Annotated in this window: 17 protein-coding genes and 3 tRNA genes; 18 read left to right on the plus strand and 2 right to left on the minus strand. The window is 56.9% G+C overall.

What is annotated here, in order from left to right; translation table 11 throughout:
- Positions 1-10: 10 nt before the first annotated feature.
- Positions 11-1,087, minus strand: a complete 1,077-nt coding sequence (gene dinB, locus QYS36_RS11165; RefSeq protein ID WP_308839538.1) for a DNA polymerase IV — start codon at positions 1,085-1,087, stop codon at positions 11-13.
- Positions 1,088-1,482: 395 nt separating this feature from the next.
- Here dinB and QYS36_RS11170 point away from each other — a divergent pair, with 395 nt between their 5' ends.
- From QYS36_RS11170 to rimO, 8 genes are all read left to right on the plus strand, one after another.
- On the plus strand, positions 1,483-3,108 hold the full coding sequence (locus QYS36_RS11170; RefSeq protein WP_308839539.1) for a methyl-accepting chemotaxis protein: 1,626 nt from the start codon (positions 1,483-1,485) through the stop codon (positions 3,106-3,108).
- Positions 3,109-3,311: 203 nt separating this feature from the next.
- Positions 3,312-3,388, plus strand: a tRNA-Met gene (locus QYS36_RS11175).
- Positions 3,389-3,507: 119 nt separating this feature from the next.
- Positions 3,508-3,584: transfer RNA gene (locus QYS36_RS11180), tRNA-Met, on the plus strand.
- Between the two features lie 120 nt (positions 3,585-3,704).
- Positions 3,705-3,781: transfer RNA gene (locus QYS36_RS11185), tRNA-Met, on the plus strand.
- Positions 3,782-4,000: 219 nt separating this feature from the next.
- Positions 4,001-6,631 (plus strand): bifunctional lysylphosphatidylglycerol flippase/synthetase MprF, encoded by a 2,631-nt coding sequence (gene mprF, locus QYS36_RS11190; RefSeq protein ID WP_308839540.1) that lies wholly within the window; start codon positions 4,001-4,003, stop codon positions 6,629-6,631.
- Entirely contained in the window at positions 6,631-7,890 is a 1,260-nt protein-coding gene (locus tag QYS36_RS11195; protein ID WP_308839541.1) for an AcvB/VirJ family lysyl-phosphatidylglycerol hydrolase, read from the plus strand. The genes mprF and QYS36_RS11195 overlap by 1 nt, the downstream gene beginning before the upstream one ends.
- 71 nt (positions 7,891-7,961) lie before the next feature.
- Positions 7,962-8,924: an arsenic resistance protein gene (locus QYS36_RS11200; RefSeq protein ID WP_308839542.1), complete on the plus strand. Its 963-nt coding sequence runs from the start codon at positions 7,962-7,964 to the stop codon at positions 8,922-8,924.
- Positions 8,925-9,066: 142 nt separating this feature from the next.
- Complete coding sequence (gene rimO, locus QYS36_RS11205) at positions 9,067-10,392, plus strand: 30S ribosomal protein S12 methylthiotransferase RimO (RefSeq protein ID WP_308839543.1); 1,326 nt, start codon at positions 9,067-9,069, stop codon at positions 10,390-10,392.
- 271 nt (positions 10,393-10,663) lie between these two features.
- Here the strand turns inward: rimO and QYS36_RS11210 are convergent, their stop codons facing one another.
- On the minus strand, positions 10,664-11,629 hold the full coding sequence (locus QYS36_RS11210) for an integron integrase (RefSeq protein ID WP_308839544.1): 966 nt from the start codon (positions 11,627-11,629) through the stop codon (positions 10,664-10,666).
- Positions 11,630-12,444: 815 nt separating this feature from the next.
- On the opposite strand from QYS36_RS11210, the gene QYS36_RS11215 reads away from it, so the two are divergent.
- From QYS36_RS11215 to QYS36_RS11260, 10 genes are all read left to right on the plus strand, one after another.
- Complete coding sequence (locus QYS36_RS11215; RefSeq protein ID WP_308839545.1) at positions 12,445-12,765, plus strand: hypothetical protein; 321 nt, start codon at positions 12,445-12,447, stop codon at positions 12,763-12,765.
- A gap of 94 nt (positions 12,766-12,859) precedes the next feature.
- Positions 12,860-13,918: a hypothetical protein gene (locus QYS36_RS11220; RefSeq protein ID WP_308839546.1), complete on the plus strand. Its 1,059-nt coding sequence runs from the start codon at positions 12,860-12,862 to the stop codon at positions 13,916-13,918.
- A gap of 88 nt (positions 13,919-14,006) precedes the next feature.
- On the plus strand, positions 14,007-14,636 hold the full coding sequence (locus QYS36_RS11225; RefSeq protein ID WP_308839547.1) for a hypothetical protein: 630 nt from the start codon (positions 14,007-14,009) through the stop codon (positions 14,634-14,636).
- A gap of 96 nt (positions 14,637-14,732) precedes the next feature.
- A complete protein-coding gene (locus tag QYS36_RS11230; RefSeq protein ID WP_308839548.1) occupies positions 14,733-15,176 on the plus strand; it encodes a hypothetical protein in 444 nt (147 codons plus the stop codon).
- Positions 15,177-15,262: 86 nt separating this feature from the next.
- The gene (locus QYS36_RS11235) at positions 15,263-15,796 is read left to right on the plus strand and encodes a hypothetical protein (protein WP_308839549.1); all 534 of its coding nucleotides are present in this window, start codon (positions 15,263-15,265) and stop codon (positions 15,794-15,796) included.
- A gap of 100 nt (positions 15,797-15,896) precedes the next feature.
- A complete protein-coding gene (locus QYS36_RS11240; RefSeq protein ID WP_308839550.1) occupies positions 15,897-16,379 on the plus strand; it encodes a hypothetical protein in 483 nt (160 codons plus the stop codon).
- Positions 16,380-16,822: 443 nt separating this feature from the next.
- Positions 16,823-17,185, plus strand: coding sequence for a hypothetical protein (locus tag QYS36_RS11245; RefSeq protein ID WP_308839551.1), 363 nt, complete (start codon positions 16,823-16,825; stop codon positions 17,183-17,185).
- A 75-nt stretch (positions 17,186-17,260) separates the two neighbouring features.
- The gene (locus tag QYS36_RS11250) at positions 17,261-17,617 is read left to right on the plus strand and encodes a hypothetical protein (RefSeq protein WP_308839552.1); all 357 of its coding nucleotides are present in this window, start codon (positions 17,261-17,263) and stop codon (positions 17,615-17,617) included.
- Between the two features lie 87 nt (positions 17,618-17,704).
- Complete coding sequence (locus QYS36_RS11255; RefSeq protein ID WP_308839553.1) at positions 17,705-18,046, plus strand: hypothetical protein; 342 nt, start codon at positions 17,705-17,707, stop codon at positions 18,044-18,046.
- Between the two features lie 110 nt (positions 18,047-18,156).
- Entirely contained in the window at positions 18,157-18,432 is a 276-nt protein-coding gene (locus tag QYS36_RS11260; protein ID WP_308839554.1) for a hypothetical protein, read from the plus strand.
- Positions 18,433-18,451: the final 19 nt, after the last annotated feature.

Here is an 18,451-nt window from a genome sequence, read left to right on the forward strand (position 1 = left end):
CGGCGCCGCGTTACCGTTCAAGCGCGGTGAACAAGTCCAGCTGTTCGTGCTTGCCGCGCAAGTCCTGCAGGCGCACGCCGACCCCCAGCAAGCGCACGGGCCGATTGCCCCGGGCATGGGCATTGCTCAGCAGCACGCGATAGCTTTCCAGATCCCGCGCCGCGCCGGCCTGCTCCAGGGTCGTCTGGGTAAAGTCGTGGAACTTGACCTTGACGAACGGCTTGCCCGCCCGGTAACTGCTGTCCAGGCGCGTCATGCGCCGCTCCAGTTCCTCCAGCAAGGCCGGTAGTTGCGCCAGACAGGCCTGCAGGTCGGGCAGATCCTGATCGTAGGTGTTCTCCACGCTCATCGACTGGCGGCGGCTGTCGGTCTGCACCACCCGCTCGTCGATGCCATGGGCCAGGTTCCACAAGCGCTCGCCAAAGCTGCCGAACTCACGCACCAGGCGCAGCTTGTTCCACTCGCGCAGATCGCGGCAGGTCCGTATGCCCAGGCGGGTGAGCTTGTCCGCGGTGACCTTGCCGACCCCGTGCAGCTTGTTGACCGGCAGCTCGGCCACGAAATCCTCGACCTGATCCGGGGTGATCACGAAGATGCCGTTGGGCTTGCGCCAGTCGCTGGCGATCTTGGCCAGGAACTTGTTGGGCGCCACCCCGGCCGACACGGTGATATGCAGGTCGCTGGACACGCGCCGGCGAATGTCCTGGGCGATACGCGTGGCGCTGCCGCCGAAATGCTCACAGTTGGAGACATCCAGAAAGGCCTCGTCCAGGGACAACGGCTCGATCTGGTCGGTGTAATCGCGAAAGATCCCGTGAATCTCCCGGGACACCGCGCGGTACACGTCGAAGCGCGGCTTGACGATCAGCAGGTCCGGGCACAATTTCAGCGCGTGCCCGGAGGCCATCGCCGAGCGCACGCCATAGGCGCGCGCTTCGTAGTTGCAGGTGGCGATCACCCCGCGCCGATCGGCCGAACCGCCCACCGCCATCGGCTTGTCGGCCAGGGCCGGGTTGTCGCGCATCTCGACCGACGCATAGAAGGCATCGCAGTCAATGTGGATGATCTTTCGCTGCCGCCTGTCCATGCAAATCTATCGAGTGTTCCAGGATTGAAAGAGATTATCGGCAACCTGCAAGGGGCGTCGCTATCGCGCAGGCAATGCGCTTTTTCACACGCTGGCAAAACGGCCAGGGCGTTGTAGATAGTCAACTCCGACGCCGCAGCGTTCACGGCAGCCGACGACTTGCCGCGGCCCCACTATTGTCCTCCGCCTATGCTTACAGGGCCAGCGCAATGCGCCGACCTGGCCTAGGCTCAATGCAGCGCACGGCAGTGCGTTTCAGCACCTTTATGCCGGCTATCCGAAAGTTCCACCCCATTCCGAAAATACACGACCTCACGTCGGATATGGGGTGAAGCCGCTGCTGGGGTGGCCGATAGCCTGGGTAACTGCGTTCCATCCAGCGAAAGGCGATCATCATGCTTCTACGACGTATAAATGTGGCTCCCCGGGCGGCCTTGTTTTTCTCATTAATCGTGTTGATCGTCGTACTGCTGGGCGCAGTGGCGATCATCCAGATGAAAACCCTGCGCGAGGTCGAACAGGATGTAGAAACCAACTGGATGGCCAGCGTGCGCGTGGCGGGGCTGATGAATGCCGGCGTACTGCGGCTGCGACTGGAAAGCCTGCGGGGCACCACCTCGGACGACCCGCAAATTCGCCAGCAGACCCTCGATGGTTTCGCGGGATACCGGACGGCGTTCTTCGATGCGATCAACAGCTATGAGAAGTTGGTGTCAGGCGAAGGGGATCGCAAGCTCTACGCGGAGATCCGTGCCAGCTCCCAAGCCTACGCACGGCTGCTCGACCAGTTCGAGCCCTTGATGCGCAACGGCGACAGTGCTGCGGCCTTGGCATTGATCAACACCACGATCAGGCCGGTGACCAATGCCATGCAGGAGCAGATTACCACCCTGCGCGAATACAACGACCGCGGCGCCGAAGCGGCGGGCGTTCGCGCCAGCCAGGCCTATTCCACCGGGCTGATGCTGGTCGGCACCCTGATCGCCATCGCGATCGTCGCCACGATTCTGCTGGCCTACCTGCTGACCCGCAGCATTACCGTGCCGATCAGCGAAGCGGTGCAGATCGCCCAGCGCATCGCCAAGAAGGATTTGACGGAAAAGATCCTGGTGATCGGTAAGGACGAAGCGGCCGCCATGCTCAGCGCCCTTCATCAGATGCAGGGAAACCTGCGCCAGACCATTGGCCACATCGCCGACAGTTCCAACCAACTGGCCTCGGCCTCCGAAGAGATGACCTCGGTCACCGAGGAATCCAGCCGCGGCCTGGTTCGCCAGAACGACGAGGTCAACCAGGCAGCCACGGCGGTTACCGAAATGAGCGCGGCCGTCGACGAGGTTGCCCGTAACGCAGCGGAAGCCGCCGATGCTTCGCAGCGCACCCATGCGCTCACCAGCGCCGGCATTGACAACGTGGCACGCACGCTCAAGGCCATCCAGGACCTGACCCAGAACGTCGGCAATACCAGCGGCCAGGTGCAGCAGCTGTCGTCGCGCGCCCAGGAAATCAGCAAGGTGGTCGAGGTGATTCGCGCCATCGCCGAACAAACCAACCTGCTGGCCCTCAACGCGGCCATCGAAGCGGCGCGCGCTGGCGAACAAGGCCGTGGTTTCGCCGTGGTGGCCGATGAGGTACGCGCACTGGCGCACCGCACCCAGCAGTCCACCCAGGAAATCGAGCAGATGATCGGCGGCATACAGAGCGACTCCGTGCAGGCGGTCCGCGCCATGGAGCATAGCCAGCAGATGGCCAGCGACTCCACATCGGTCGCACAGAATGCCAACAGCTCGCTGCAACAGATTGCCGAGGCCATCACCCTTATCAACGAGCGCAACATCCTTATCGCCACCGCAGCGGAGGAACAGGCCCAGGTGGCGCGCGAAATCGACCGCAATATCACCAGCATCCGCGATTTGTCGACGCAAAGCGCCGATGGCGCCAGCCAGACCGCCATGGCCAGTGGCGAGGTGTCGAAACTTGCCGTTGGCCTGAACCGGGTAGTCGGAGAGTTCGTGATCTGATCGGGGCCGGTACCGAGTGATCGGTACCGGCGGCAGCGCTCGATCGGCCTGCGAGCCCCGACCGAACAATAGCGCTGGAGCGCCCGCAACACGCGTGTTAAAGCCGCGGGCGCATCCAACCCCCTACGCTAACCATTTGAACGGAAAACAGATTTTTCCCCGATAAGCGTTGACAGCGTGGCTCAGATGAATAGAATGGCGACCGCGGGATGGAGCAGTCTGGTAGCTCGTCGGGCTCATAACCCGAAGGTCGTCGGTTCAAATCCGGCTCCCGCAACCAGATACTCAGAAAGGCCACTCAATCGAGTGGCCTTTTTGTTTTTCTGCCTTTCGACTTAACTAATTGATTGAAAAGCAGAAATCGGTTGACACAAGTCTCATCCCCTATACAATTGGCGCCGCGGGATGGAGCAGTCTGGTAGCTCGTCGGGCTCATAACCCGAAGGTCGTCGGTTCAAATCCGGCTCCCGCAACCAGATACCCAGAAAGGCCACTCAATCGAGTGGCCTTTTTGTTTTTCTGCCCTTTCGATTTAACTAATTGATTGAAAAGCAGAAATCGATTGACACAAGTCTCATCCCGTATACAATTGGCGCCGCGGGATGGAGCAGTCTGGTAGCTCGTCGGGCTCATAACCCGAAGGTCGTCGGTTCAAATCCGGCTCCCGCAACCACCTTCGAAACGAAAGCCCTGACAGTTCGCTGTCGGGGCTTTTGTTTATGGGCGTTGAAAAATCAGCCTCGTCATCACATTCCACGCTTACCGACTAATCTTTCCAGGTGCCTGCGATAGACACCTTGAAGCGCTTCGCTCAAGCTCATACATTGTTTGATACAAATTGGAACTTGGATTCCGCCCTTCAATCTGAGCCGCACTGCCCAAGAGGTATCCGATGCGCGCCAGCTCCGACGCTACTGTTCCACCTTCCCTGCCCAAATCTCAACTTCTGCTCTGGCGCCAGCGCCTGGATCGATACCGCCAGCCTCTGGGCCTGAGTGTCGCTCTGGCACTGTTCGTGATTGCCTTGCTCGCCTGCCGTCATCTGCTCAATGAGCTGGACCCCAGCGCGCTGCACGCCTCCATCCTGGCGGTGCCCACGGCCAATCTGTTCGGCGCCGTCGGCCTGACCATTGCGGGCTTTATCGCCCTGCTCGGCTATGAATGGTCGGCCAGCCGCTATGCGGCCGTCAGCCTTCCCGGCCGAACCCTGGCCACCGGCGGTTTCTGTGCGTTCGCCATCGGCAACGCGGTTGGCCTGTCGATGCTTTCGGGCGGCTCGATCCGCTATCGGCTGTATTCGCGGCATGGCATCGGTGGGCTCGAGATCGCTCGCATGACGGTATTCGCCAGCCTTTCGCTTGGCTGCGCCCTGCCGGTACTTGCCGCGCTCGCCGCACTGGCTGACCCCGCCGATGCCGCCGCCGCATTGCGCCTGCCGCAACCGGTGCTGGTGACTATCAGTCTGGTCATCCTGGCCATTGCCGCTGCGCTGCTGTTGAAGCTGCACCGCGCCCGGCTCAAAGAGCGTCCGGCACCGGACTGCGTGACCGTGCGGGTGAGCCGGCACCTGCTGCGCATGCCCGATGCCAAGCTGACGCTGCTGCAGGTACTGATCACCCTGATTGATGTCAGTGCCGCCGCCGGGGTGCTGTATCTGCTGCTGCCCGAGGCCCCGCCCTTCAGCACGTTCCTGCTGGTTTACCTGATCGCCTTGGCGGCCGGCGTGCTCAGTCACGTGCCGGGTGGCGTCGGTGTGTTCGAAGCCGTGCTGCTCGCCGCCTTTGCCAGCGAACTGGGCGCAGCGCCCCTGGCCGCCGCACTGCTGCTGTATCGCCTCATCTACATCGTGCTGCCGCTGCTGGTGGCTTGCCTGCTGTTGCTGGGCATGGAACTGCGCCGCCTCATCAGCGCGCGCCAGGCGATCCGTGCGGCCAGCGGTCTGGCTGCGCCGATCCTCGCGCTGCTGGTGTTCATTTCCGGCATGGTGCTGCTGTTCTCCGGTGCCACGCCGAGCCTGGACGAGCGCCTGGAGATCCTTGATTTTCTCATCCCCCACCGCCTGATCGATGCCTCGCACTTTGGCGCCAGCCTGATTGGCCTGCTCTGTCTGCTGCTCGCTCAGGGGCTGCGGCGGCGCCTGTCGGCAGCCTGGGCAATGACCCTGGGCCTGCTGATCACCGGTGCCATCCTGTCCCTGCTCAAGGGCTTCGACTGGGAAGAAGCGCTGCTGCTGAGCATCACCGCCGGCCTGCTGGCGCTGTTTCGCCCCTACTTCTACCGCCCCAGCCGGCTGATGGAACTGCCCTTCTCGCCCTGGCACCTGGCGGCCAGTACCTGCGTGCTCGGCGCGTCGATCTGGCTGCTGTTCTTCGCGTATCAGGACGTGCCCTACGAGCACCAGCTGTGGTGGCAATTCGCGGTCAACGCCGATGCCCCACGGGGCCTGCGTGCCGCCCTGGGCTGCGTACTGGTGCTTGGCGTGGTGTTCCTGGCCTGGCTGCTACGCGCCGCACCGCCAGCCATCACCCTGCCGAGCAGCGAGGAGCTGGACCGTGCCGCGCAGATCGTCAAGGCCTCCGGCCAGGCCGATGGCGGCCTCGCCCTGACCGGCGACAAGGCGCTGCTGATACACCCCGAAGGCGACGCCTTTCTGATGTACTCGCGCCGTGCGCGCAGCATGATCGCGCTGTTCGACCCCATCGGCACGGCGCAGCGCCGCGCCGAACTGGTGTGGCAGTTCCGCGACCTGTGCGACCGCCACCACACCCGCCCGGTGTTCTACCAGGTGCGCGCCGAAAACCTGCCGCTGTACATGGACATCGGCCTGACCGCCATCAAGCTTGGCGAAGAAGCGCGCGTCGACCTGAACCGCTTCGAGCTGGAAAGCACCGGCAAGGCCATGAAGGACTTGCGCTACACCTGGAACCGCGGCCAGCGCGATGGCCTGATCCTGGAGTTCCATGAACCCGGCCAGGCACCGTTCGACGAGCTGCGCACCATCTCCGATGCCTGGCTGGGCGGCAAGCAGATGCGCGAGAAAGGCTTCTCCCTGGGCCGTTTCGATCCGGCCTACCTGAACCGCTTCCGCATCGTCATCGCCCGGGTCGAAGGCCGCGCGGTGGCCTTCGCCAACCTGCTGGAAACCGACAGCCGCGACCTGGCCACCCTGGACCTGATGCGCGTGCTGCCGGACGCGCCGAAGCTGACCATGGAATTCCTCATGCTCGGCCTGATCCTGCACTTCAAGGCCGCCGGCTTCGCCCGCTTCAGCCTGGGCATGGTGCCGCTCTCGGGTCTCCAGCCACGCCGCGGCGCACCGCTGACGCAGCGCCTTGGCGCCCTGGTGTTCAAGCGTGGTGAGGCGTTCTACAACTTCCAGGGCCTGCGCCGCTTCAAGGACAAGTTCCAGCCTGACTGGGAGCCCCGCTACATGGCCGTACCCGCAGGGCTCGACCCGCTGGTGGCACTGACCGACACCGCCGCGCTGATCGCCGGTGGCTTTACCGGACTGGTGAAACGCTGATGACCCGTACTGCCAAACGTCTCCTGCCCATCCTCGCCCTGCTGCTGGCACTGATCGCCGGCGGCCTCTACTACTGGCTGCGCCCGCCTGCCGCGGCGAGCCTGGCGCATCACCCGCTGGCTGCGGGCAACGAGTTGCGGGTGGCCACGCCGGGCGGCAAGGTGCACCGCCGCGTACTGCTGGTACTGCCGAACGATCAGTTGCTCGGTGATGACGAACTGCTGGAACTGGCGCAGTCCAACCACGCCGTGATCGGCCAGTACCCGGCCTCGCCGCAGAGCTGTGAAGCCCAGACGCAGAACCTGCAAGAAGCCACCAGGCAGATAGGCGGGCCACTGAACCTGCTGGCCGGCAGCGACAACGCCGCCATGCTCGCCTGGCGGTGGCTGGCCACCCAGACCGACGACAAGGCGCAGGCGATCTCGGTCGGCTTCTCGCTGGAGAAAACCGACTGCCCAAGCCCGCCCCCGGCAACCAGTGCCCATGGTCACTGGCTGGCCGTGTGGAACGACAACCCGGATGACGCCACCGCCCTGTTCGTGCGCCAGCAGAGCAATGCCGAAACCCTGATCGGCGATTACCACAGCGCGCCCAAGGCGCTGCTGATCACCCAGGTGCGCCGCCTGCTGCAGGGCGCCAGCGACGACCTGCCGGTGGTCGAGGTGCCGTCCACGCCGCCTGGCGATACCGTGAGCCTGTTCTACTCCGGCGACGGGGGCTGGCGCGACCTGGACAAGGCCGTGGCCGAGCAGATGGCCAAGCGCGGCTACCCGGTGGTCGGCGTCGATACCCTGCGTTACTTCTGGCAACGCAAGAGCCCGGAGCAGGCCGCCAGCGACCTCTCCGAGATGATGCGCGATTACCGCGAGAAGTGGCACGCCAAGCGTTTCGTGCTGATCGGCTACTCCTTCGGTGCCGACGTGATGCCGGCGCTCTACAACCGCCTGCCCGACAGCGACAAGCAGCAGGTCGACGCCGTGTTGCTGCTGGCCCTGGCGCGCAGCGGCGCGTTCGAGATTCGGGTAGAAGGCTGGCTCGGCAAGGACGCCGACGAAGCCGCCACCGGCCCGGAGCTGATCAAGCTGCCGGCCGAGAAGGTGCTGTGCGTCTACGGCACCGAGGAAGCGCCGGAAAGCGGCTGCACCCAGGAGCAGAGCGTCGGCGAGAAACTCGAGCTGCCGGGCGGCCATCATTACGATGAAAACTACCCCGCGCTGGCCGAGCGCCTGATCGCCGCGATCAAGAAGCGCCAGCACTGAACGGTTGACAGGCCCCTCGACAGCCGCACAACCAGCACCTAGGCTGTGCGGCTTTTGACAGGGGTGGCAGCATGAGCAGGGAGACACTGGAACGCCAGCAGGTGCCCCTCTACCTGCTCGCCGTGCTGGTGGCGTGCATGGCGGGGCTGCTGGCCCCAGAGCACGCCGCCAGCCTGCAAATGCTGATCACCCCGGCCATCGCCGTACTGATGTACACGATGTTCTTGCAGATTCCCTTCCTCACGTTGCGCGAAGCCCTGATCGATCGGCGCTTCATGGCCGCCCTGCTGGTCGCCAACTTCGTTCTGATCCCCCTGCTCGTCTGGCTGCTCACCCGTCCGCTCGCCAGCCACCCGGCCCTGTTGATCGGCGCCCTGCTGGTGCTGCTGACCCCGTGCATCGATTACGTGGTGGTCTTCACCCATATCGGCAAGGGCGACTCGCGGCGGCTGCTGGCCGCCACGCCCATCCTCCTGGTGCTGCAACTCGCCCTGCTGCCGCTGTACCTGACGCTGATGCTCGGCGACTCGCTCGCGGTACCGATTGCCAGCGCACCCTTTATCGAAGCCTTCCTGACCCTGATCGTCGCACCCCTGGTGTTGGCGGTGCTTACCGAAGCGGCGGCGAAACACTCGCGGGCCGCCAGCGCCTGGAGCCATGGCTGGGCCTGGCTGCCGGTGCCGGCCATGGCGGCCGTGCTGATGCTGGTGGTGGGTGCGCAGATCACGCCTATCGTGCGTGACATCGAACGTTTGCTCCCGGTTGTGCCGATCTACCTGGCCTTCCTGCTCGTCGCCCCGCTGATCGGCGCACTGACCGCGCGGTTGTTCCAGCTACCGACGGGCACAGGGGTGGCCGTGACCTTCAGCGCCTCGACACGCAATTCGCTGGTGGTGTTGCCCCTGGCCATGGCATTGCCGGCCGAGCTGCGCATGCTGGCGGCCGCCGCGATCATCACCCAGACGCTGGTGGAGCTGGTCGGCGAGCTGATCTACCTGCGTGCCATCCCCGCCCTGATCCGCCACAGCCAGTGAGCGGCCATGGCAATACCGGTTATTTTCCCGCCGCACGGTAAAGATCAACTGGAAATACCGCCGAGGCGCCGCTAGAATTGCGCACTTTTTGACCAGAGGCGCGCAAAGCGCCCGGCCCGTCTTAGCCCTGAGGTTCACCTGCATGACCACCACCGCCACCCCGAAAGTTGGGTTCGTCTCCCTTGGCTGCCCGAAAGCCCTGGTCGATTCCGAACGCATCCTGACCCAACTGCGCATGGAAGGTTATGAGGTCGTGCCGACCTATCAGGACGCCGACGTGGTGGTGGTCAACACCTGCGGCTTCATCGACAGCGCCAAGGCCGAGTCCCTGGAAGTGATCGGCGAAGCGATCAAGGAAAACGGCAAGGTCATCGTCACCGGCTGCATGGGCGTCGAAGAAGGCAGCATCCGTGACGTGCACCCCAGCGTGCTGTCGGTCACCGGCCCACAGCAGTACGAGCAGGTGGTCAACGCCGTGCACGAGGTAGTGCCGCCGCGCCAGGACCACAACCCGCTGATCGATCTGGTGCCGCCGCAAGGCGTCAAGCTCACCCCGCGCCACTACGCCTACCTGAAGATTTCCGAAGGCTGCAACCACAGCTGCAGCTTCTGCATCATCCCCTCGATGCGCGGCAAGCTGGTCAGCCGTCCGGTCGGCGACGTGCTGGGCGAGGCCGAGCGCCTGGTCAAGGCCGGCGTCAAGGAACTGCTGGTGATCAGCCAGGACACCAGCGCCTACGGCGTCGACCTCAAGTACAAGACCGACTTCTGGAACGGCCAGCCGGTCAAGACGCGCATGAAAGAGCTCTGCGAAGCGCTCTCCAGCATGGGCGTGTGGGTGCGCCTGCACTACGTGTACCCCTACCCCAACGTCGACGACATCATCCCGCTGATGGCTGCCGGCAAGCTGCTGCCGTACCTGGACATCCCCTTCCAGCACGCCAGCCCGCGCGTCCTCAAGCTGATGAAGCGCCCGGCCTTCGAAGACCGCACCCTGGCGCGCATCAAATCCTGGCGCGAGCAGTGCCCGGACCTGACCATCCGCTCGACCTTCATCGTCGGCTTCCCCGGCGAAACCGAAGAAGACTTCCAGTACCTGCTCGACTGGCTGACCGAAGCCCAGCTCGACCGCGTCGGCTGCTTCCAGTACTCGCCAGTAGAAGGTGCGCCAGCCAACGACCTGGACGTCGACATCGTGCCCGATGACGTTAAACAGGATCGCTGGGATCGCTTCATGGCCCACCAACAGGCCATCAGCACCGCTCGCCTGCAGATGAAGATCGGCCGCGAAATGGACGTGCTGATCGACGAAGTCGACGACCAGGGCGCCGTCGCCCGCTCCTGGGCCGACGCCCCGGAAATCGACGGCAGCGTGTTTATCGAAGGCACCGACTTCCAGCCAGGCGACAAGGTGCGCGTACGCATCGTCGATGCCGATGAATACGATATGTGGGCTGAGCGGGTTTAATCCCTCGCCCTACCGTGCTCAATAAAAAACCTGCGCTTGCAGGTTTTTTATTGGCTGCGCGACTTACGCCCTGCGCCTGAAAAGCAAGCGTTCGAATCAGTGCTCTTGCTGATCCAGCCAGACGATATTCAGCACCAGCGTCCAGGGTGAACATCGCGCAGCCCGACGACCACGATGGTGAATGAGAACAGCGCCGGCTACGCGCCCAGATCCACCCCGCTCGCTGGCTGATGCGAGGCCATGGCGGCGGTACGTTCGGGCTACCGGTTGCTCACCCCAACGGGCTGACGACACCGGCAAAGCCTTGCCCCAGAACGTGGGTGTAAATCTGCGTCGTGCGTACATCAGCATGGCCAAGCAGTGTTTGTACGGTTCGAATATCACTGCCACGGCGCAGCAACTCGGTGGCAAAGCTGTGGCGAAAGGTATGGCAGCTTGCCGGTTTGTGCAGTGCGCTGCGGCGCACGGCTTGCCGAACGGCCTTCTGGATGGATGTAACATGAATGTGATGACGAACGACGTGGCCATCTTCGTCCATGCAGAGCGCGCTGGATGGAAACAGCCATTGCCATTCGAACGAATGACCGGCATCGGGGTACTTGCGTCGTAGGGCGAAGGGCAGACTGACCGGCTGCCGGTAAAACGCATCTTTGTGCTTCCATGCGTCGAACATACGCTGCCTACGCTCCAGTAGTGGAGTGATCAGTGAGCCTGGCAGCAGCGTCGTGCGGTCTTTTGCCCCCTTGCCGTCATGTACGGTCAGCACCTGGCGCTCGAAATCCACATCCTTGATACGCAGCCGCGCAGCCTCCACCACGCGTAAACCTGCGCCATACATCAAAGAAGCTAGCAGTTGATAAGGCTGACCGAGCAACGCGATTAACGCTGTTGCTTCGGCATGCGTCAGTACACAGGGAATACGCTGAGAGCGCTTGGCCCGCACCACCTCACCAACCTGACCGAGTGGTTGTTCCAAAACCCTTGCGTAGAGAAAGACCAATGCATTGAGAGCCAGATTCTGAGTAGCAGCCGCGACCTTGCGCTCCACTGCCAGCCAGGTCAAAAATGCATTGACCTCGGTGGTCCCTAGCTCCAACGGATGACGTAACCCATTGAAGCGAATGAAATAACGAATCCAGTACCAATACGACTTTTCGGTTCGGATGCTGTAATGATGCGTGCGCATCACGGCTGTTACCTGCTCACGCAGGCGTGGCTTGGCGGGAGGACTGTCCATGTCGATCTACCTGAGCTGTTTTTTTGTACAGTAGTAATGGATGAGCTAAAAGCGGAAGTCAAGCGAATACCGGCTGCCGTCAGCAGAGACCGTATAAATGATTGATTAAGATAGATTTTTTATTTATGTGATGGCGATCGATGCGTACTTATATAGAACGCTCTACTATTGCGTTAATGCAGAATTCTATCTAATCACTGTTATGTGTAAGGAGTGCATTTAGGCCGATAGGGGTAATAGGTGGGGGACTGACAGTCCCTGTGGCGCTTGTTGGCTCTGTAGCCCTTCTGCTGGTTTTGTTGCGCTACGCAAGTATCAATTTGGTTCCTTCGGATCAAAACAACATTAAGGAGGTGTCTATGGTGAAAACATTAACTGCTCGTACTCGTGTTCTCATAAGCTCGCTTTTTGAAACAACATGGGCTATTGGAGTCGGCGGCGTTGTAGGACACCTATTGGCCTAAGTGCATTCAAATAAAAATCAGGAGCAATGACTATGGAAAGGTACAAGAATCTAGGCGGCGATTCTGGCGTGGCTTTTTATGAGATAGGGCACGACTCGATAACCGTGCAATTCACAACTGGCGCAACATACCTATACAACTACCGAAGCGCGGGCCAGCAACACATAGAGCAAATGAAGTCCTTGGCCATCGCCGGCCACGGGCTTAATGGCTACATAAAAATATATGTCAACCGAGGTTATGCCTCGAAATTGCGGTAACACATAACAACTGGTTCAAATCGCTCGCTCCGCTCGCTGGGACGGGCTAAAGCCCGCCCCTTAACCAAACGTTAGGCAACCAAAACAGAACATGAACAACCTTGAATTAGTGGCCGCCCTCAAAGCACTTCCAGATGAAGATTTGGCGCTGGTGCTTGGCAGCGTTCTTCCCGAACGCAATCCTTTTTCCAAAGAGCCAGAAGTGGTTAGCTCCAAAATGTTTCTTGGCATATACACGGAGTACACAGACGAGAGCTCAATTAGCATTGTGGCCTATCCTAAGGATGGCGAACACGGACCTTATTGGGGGTTCTGTCAATCTGCTGAGTCACCAATTTCAGGCATAAACTTCGTTTCGTCTCAGAAGCAAGCCATATCGCCACTGGACGAAACAATAATACATCTTACATAGCCTAACAAATGGTTCAAATCGTTCGCTTCGCTCTCTGGGACGGGCTAAAGCCCGCCCCTTAACCAAACGTTAGGCATCCGAGAACGGACTAGAAATGCTTTCAGCACGCGAATTTTACTATTCAGAAATCGCGCCAGATGAGGCCGGAAAGAACTATCAACAGGCCCATCAGAGCGCAATTTACGATGAGAAAAGCTCCAAGGAAGACCTAAGCAATATTGTTGGGCACGTACCAAATCTGAGCAATGACATCCTGATTGAAAGCTATATTGAGAATTTTATCGCGAGCACATCGGGAACGTTTTCAGACAGTATTTCTCGTATGTTCGTGGCTAAACGAAAAGATTTCTTAGCTAACGCTGGAGCAATTCATGCTGGGGGACGATTCGAAGGGGATTTGGTTTTCTTCTACGTAGGGCTATCCGATCTTTGTTTTCAGTATGCAATTCTCTTCGGGGAATTCATAAATCTTTGTGCGTTACGTCAGGAGCTCCCGGATGATTCTGAGGATGTCCTGCTGTCAATGGCTGGAGTCGTAAAAGGCCTAAATAAGCTTGCAAACGCGCAGTTGGAGTGGGGAATAAACGGCAACGAGATACGACTTAAAGATGAAACATTGATATATCCATCAGATCATCTCGCGGACAACGCTGCCAGAATTGCAACTCTCATGGATCGCGTAGTGCTTGGCCACGAAATAGCTCATCACCTACTAGGCCATACTGGACGAGACGCAACAACCTCTGAACTGCTGGAAATCCGTATTGCTCCTTTTCTAAATCAGGGATTGTCCGCAAAACATCGTAAAGAGATTGAAGCTGATTTATTGGGTCTAGCGCTCCCTCTCTGGTCCACGTTTGGCGATAGCTCGGATCAGGCTGAGTTTGAGGTAGCGCTAGGGGCATTGCTCTTCTACACCGTTATTTCACATTTAAAGTGCAGCATGTTTTTGGAGTCAGAATCACATCCGTCTGCCGCTACCCGGTACAATCATGTGCTCAAGTTCATTCGCACACACTTCAAGCTCCCAGTCCTAGATTCATTGATTGATGATATAGAGCGTTTTCAAGCGCTGCTATTTGCAACTCAGGACAGGGGGCTTGGACTTATGCAAAAGCATAGACTTTCAACTAATGGCGAGCGGAATGCCTAACAAGGCGCTCAAATCGCTCACTTCGTTCACTGGGACGGGCTAAAGCCCGCCCCTTAGCTTTATCGTTATGCACTTATTGAGAAACCGTATGGACATTGGAAAAATTGAAATAAAGCTGGATAAACGCTGGGAGCTACAAGATCTTTCCGTAGTCACCAAAGAATACGTTCAGCTATATAGCTTTTTCTATGTTCTCAAGTGCGTAGATGAGGGGATATACGTCGGGCTAGATTTTTCCACTTACCCATGGGGTGGCGGTTACAGTGTTGTTAATTTTTTCAAAGGTTCCTACGGCTTAACTCCAGATGAATACCGCCTCCAAATAAATAGAATTCAATATGCCTCTCCGGGTTTTATTGAGCTCAGTGGCGTTATAGCTATCGCTTCAGATGTTAGTATTTTAGTTAGTGCGCTATGCGCCTCAGCATTGGCCATCAACAAAACATACGACACAATAGTAAAAAGTTATCACAGAAGAAGGTTAGGCCATATCAAGGTTCAAGAGGCCGAGTCAAAATTAATGCAAGACGACATCGTATTTATACAGCAATCAATTAGGCGCCTATCTTCCGAATTCAACTTGCGTCCAGAACAAGTAAGTGCCGTACAAAAAATCACGAACGGAAATGAGCTTGTACAGTTGAAAATTCTTTTGGCACTATATCGTCGAGCCGAACCAATCCAAGAGCAGCAGTCGTCAGGAAAGGCACAGTTGTAATTGCATAACAAATGGTTCAAATCGTTCGCTGTGCTCACTGGGACGGGCTAAAGCCCGCCCCTTAACCAAACGTTAGGCACCAAGGGCAGAAATACTGTGGCCTCATACTTATCAGATGCAGCGAATCTAGCAACGGCGGCCGCAGTCATATTCGCCGCATGGCAGATATGGCTATCAAAAAAACAAGCAGAAACTACGTTCGAAGATTCCCTAGCAAAGGAATATAGAGAACTAGCGGCAAGGCTACCGACTAAAGCATTACTTGGAGAGCCATTAACGGACGAGGAGTATGCTGCTAGCTTTGACGAAATGTATCATTACTTTGACCTTTGCAATGAGCAAGTATTTCTAAAGCAAACAAAACGCATTTCAAATAAAACCTGGAAGTTCTGGGAGGACGGAATGAAATCCAATATAAGCCGCCCTGCATTCGAACGCGCCTGGTCTGAAATTGCGGCTCGCTCAGAAAATGACTTCTCAGAACTACGTTCAATTATTCCGCCTAAACCTCAGATACAGCCCAATGCAGTTGGAGCCTAACAACTGGTTCAAGCCGCTCGCTTCGCTCACTCGGGACCGGCTAAAGCCGGCCCCTTAACCAAACGTTAGCCGCTAAAGGTAAACCCATGCTTGCAGAGTTAGCATCCGGATACGCATCAATCGTAGGGTTACTATCTGCATTCTCGGCGAGCCGAGATGGGAAAAATACAAAAGACTTCCAAAGCTTCATTGAGTGGCTAATAAAGCATAATCATGAAGAGCTGATATTAGAAATCCAGCAGAATCAAAGCACCGCCATCTTCATTAAGGCCTTTTTGAACAAAGAGATCCCTGAAATTCAGTTGAAACTTGACTCCATTTTGGCTCTTGTACAAATAGTTATCGAACGCTTGCAGGAGCCTTCGGAGGCATCTTCAGAGCAGCACCCAGAGCATCACTACGCACAAAAAATTATTACGTTCATTTTCGAGAAATTTAAAAGCAATAAATTCAAGTCAGAGAATTTCGATTACGCCCTTGAACTCACAATAGAGTCAATCCAAGGTCACCTGAAAAATTTCAACCATTACGTGCTTGAAGCCATGGTAAGGGAATGCCTAACATCCAGGAGCTCTGCCACAGAAATTGTTCACAAGCATTGGAACAACTTAATTTCTTAACTGAAACATCCGTAACGGCTAACAACTGGTTCAAGTCGTTCGCTTCGCTCACTCGGGACCGGCTAAAGCCGGCCCCTTAACCAAACGTTAGGCATTTTTCATGGCATCGTTTCCGCAAATCCTCTTGAATCGACTCTGGCACTCTACTACGCCCGCACGCTATGAGCTGATTCTTGAAACCGGTGCCATACTTCCGGAGCCAAACATTCCGGATGCTTCCAGATATTGCACCGCGCAAGGGCCAAAACACTACCCGTATGTACGCACCCTAGGAGGAATTAGTCTCTTTGATTTCACCGATTTCAACCCGGACTCGTACAGCGAGAAATATGTAGCCAGTTGGTTTACCTTTGTGCCTATGAACAATAACGGCGGCAATAAAATCTGGATTGAAATCAATCGAGAGCTAGTTCAGGATTCATTAATTGAAGGCATCGACCTAATAGATCAATGGAAACGAAATAATGCATATGGTCATAATGTAATGCCAATAATAGAAGTCGCACACATCGGCCCAATTGACACCTCAAAATTTACTCAAGTACTCCAACACCTTGATTGTTCGTGGCAAAAAATCAGATAACGGTTCAGATCGAGGCCCAATGCCTAACAAATGGTTCAAACCGTTCGCTTCGCTCACTGGGACGGGCTAAAGCCCGCCCCTTAACCAAACGTTAGGCGTAAGAGCAAAAACCGGGCAGGGAAGTTATGCGTTCAAATAACAATTGGCTTTGTCAGTCTGCAAGTTCGCGTCGTTCGTTCGAGTCCGCGCCGAAACATTTGCACCAACAAACTCAAATACGCGTCGAGGTAGTAGGGCATTCCGCGTATGTCGAATTTTTGTATTCCCATGCGCTTTTACCGGAAGGTTTGCACGCGTATGCTCAAAGTCCAATATCCAGCAGCGAGTCGTTTCGTCAATTGCGCCCGGCGAGGCACCGAAGCCTAACCAGGCATTCAAGCCACTCGCTGCGCTCGTTGGGACGGGCTAAAGCCCGCCCCTTAATTTAGCGTTAGAGGCTTAAATTGATAACTCAGTATCTGATTGAGTACGGATACCATGCAGCGCTAGCCGTTTTTATTATCGCGGGTCTAGCTTTAGTTAAAGTAAAATACACCCTACCCGGATTAATAATTACTCTAAGCACATCAGCGATGATTGCACTTAGAATAATGCATGAAATTTCTTTCAGCCAAGATATGGTTTCATATGTAAATGATGAGCGTGGCAATATGATAGCTGCCAATATAAAAATGACCCCATGGCAAAACGCATCGTTAATTTTTGACCCGTTGGGGTTGTTGTTTGTTTCGCTCAGCTTACTTTTATTAGCCAGTCAAACACGTAAAAAGATTAGCAAAGCAACTGAGCAGCCAGCCTCTAACTAGTGGTTCAAACCGTTCGCTGCGCTCACTGGGACGGGCTGAAGCCCGCCCCTTAACCAAACGTTAGAAGGACTCAACATGATCCTACATGCGACAGTCAGCGGATCACCGCATGATCCCTTCTATGAAATGGCCTTGATTTACTGCGTTGATGAGTCCAAGAATTATTGTTTCTCGCTAACTCGAAGACCGGAGTCAAAAGAAATAGAAATTATGGTTGTGGATCAAGTAAACGAAAGAGTCGACACTCTTGCGGTCGATCTTTATAGAAATCAAATACAGGCAAAGATCCCTCCAGAGCCAGCCAAGAAATTAGATGGGCATGAAAAATATATTATTGAATTTCAGGTCGACGATCTTGAGTTCAAAAATATCTCGGCTGCCCTTGAAAAAATCTTTGATGGCAAACCTGGGCTAACAGTACACGACTTCTAACTAGTGGTTCAAATCGCTCGCCCCGCTCGCTGGGACGGGCTAAAGCCCGCCCCTTAACCAAACGTTATGCACCTTCGGAGTAACACCGTGAAAATCCTGAAGGAACAGACCATCTGCGAATGGAAGAATGTCACCCCTCAGAAACCAGAGAGCGGGTCAAAACTTGGAATTGCCTTAAGTACCGTCGGGAAGTTACCCATTAACGGGCTTAGGCATAAACCAGAAAATGGTAGTAATGGCTGGTACATCTGGTGTGGCAGCGAGCTGTCCGACGCTGACGATTTCTTTTATCCATTGCATATAGAGCACATCGACAGCTACCTGCCAGAGGTGGCAGGCTACCTTGATCTACCTGCTGGCTACCGTTTTCTTATCGACGGCAATAATTTTGAAGATGTATGGTTTGATTCCGAGTTGCTCAATGCATAACAACTGGTTCAAATCGCTCGTTCCGCTCGCTGGGACGGGCTAAAGCCCGCCCCTTAACCAAACGTTATGCGCCAACGGCAATTTGGCATTCTGTTATACATGGAGAGTAAATGAAAAAGAAAACCAAACGGTCACTTGGCCTCAGAATCTTTAATTCCCTCGGCGTTACGCTACTTCTGTCATCCGTGATCTACATTCTAGCGGCGGGTTTCCATTCTGTTGCTGTGGCTGCTGTAGCGCTCTCTGTTGCAGGCGTGGCAACACCTGTTGCTCTCAGTAATGACGGTCCATTAGAAATACTCTTAGGCACTCTCGAAGCGATGATCGACGGCGTCCTAGCTATAGTCGAAGGCATAACTAGTGCAATCTCTGGCCTCTTCGGTTAAGCGCATAACAATTGGTTCA

This window comes from Pseudomonas sp. G34 (assembly GCF_031119625.1).
Classification (GTDB): Bacteria; Pseudomonadota; Gammaproteobacteria; order Pseudomonadales; family Pseudomonadaceae; genus Aquipseudomonas.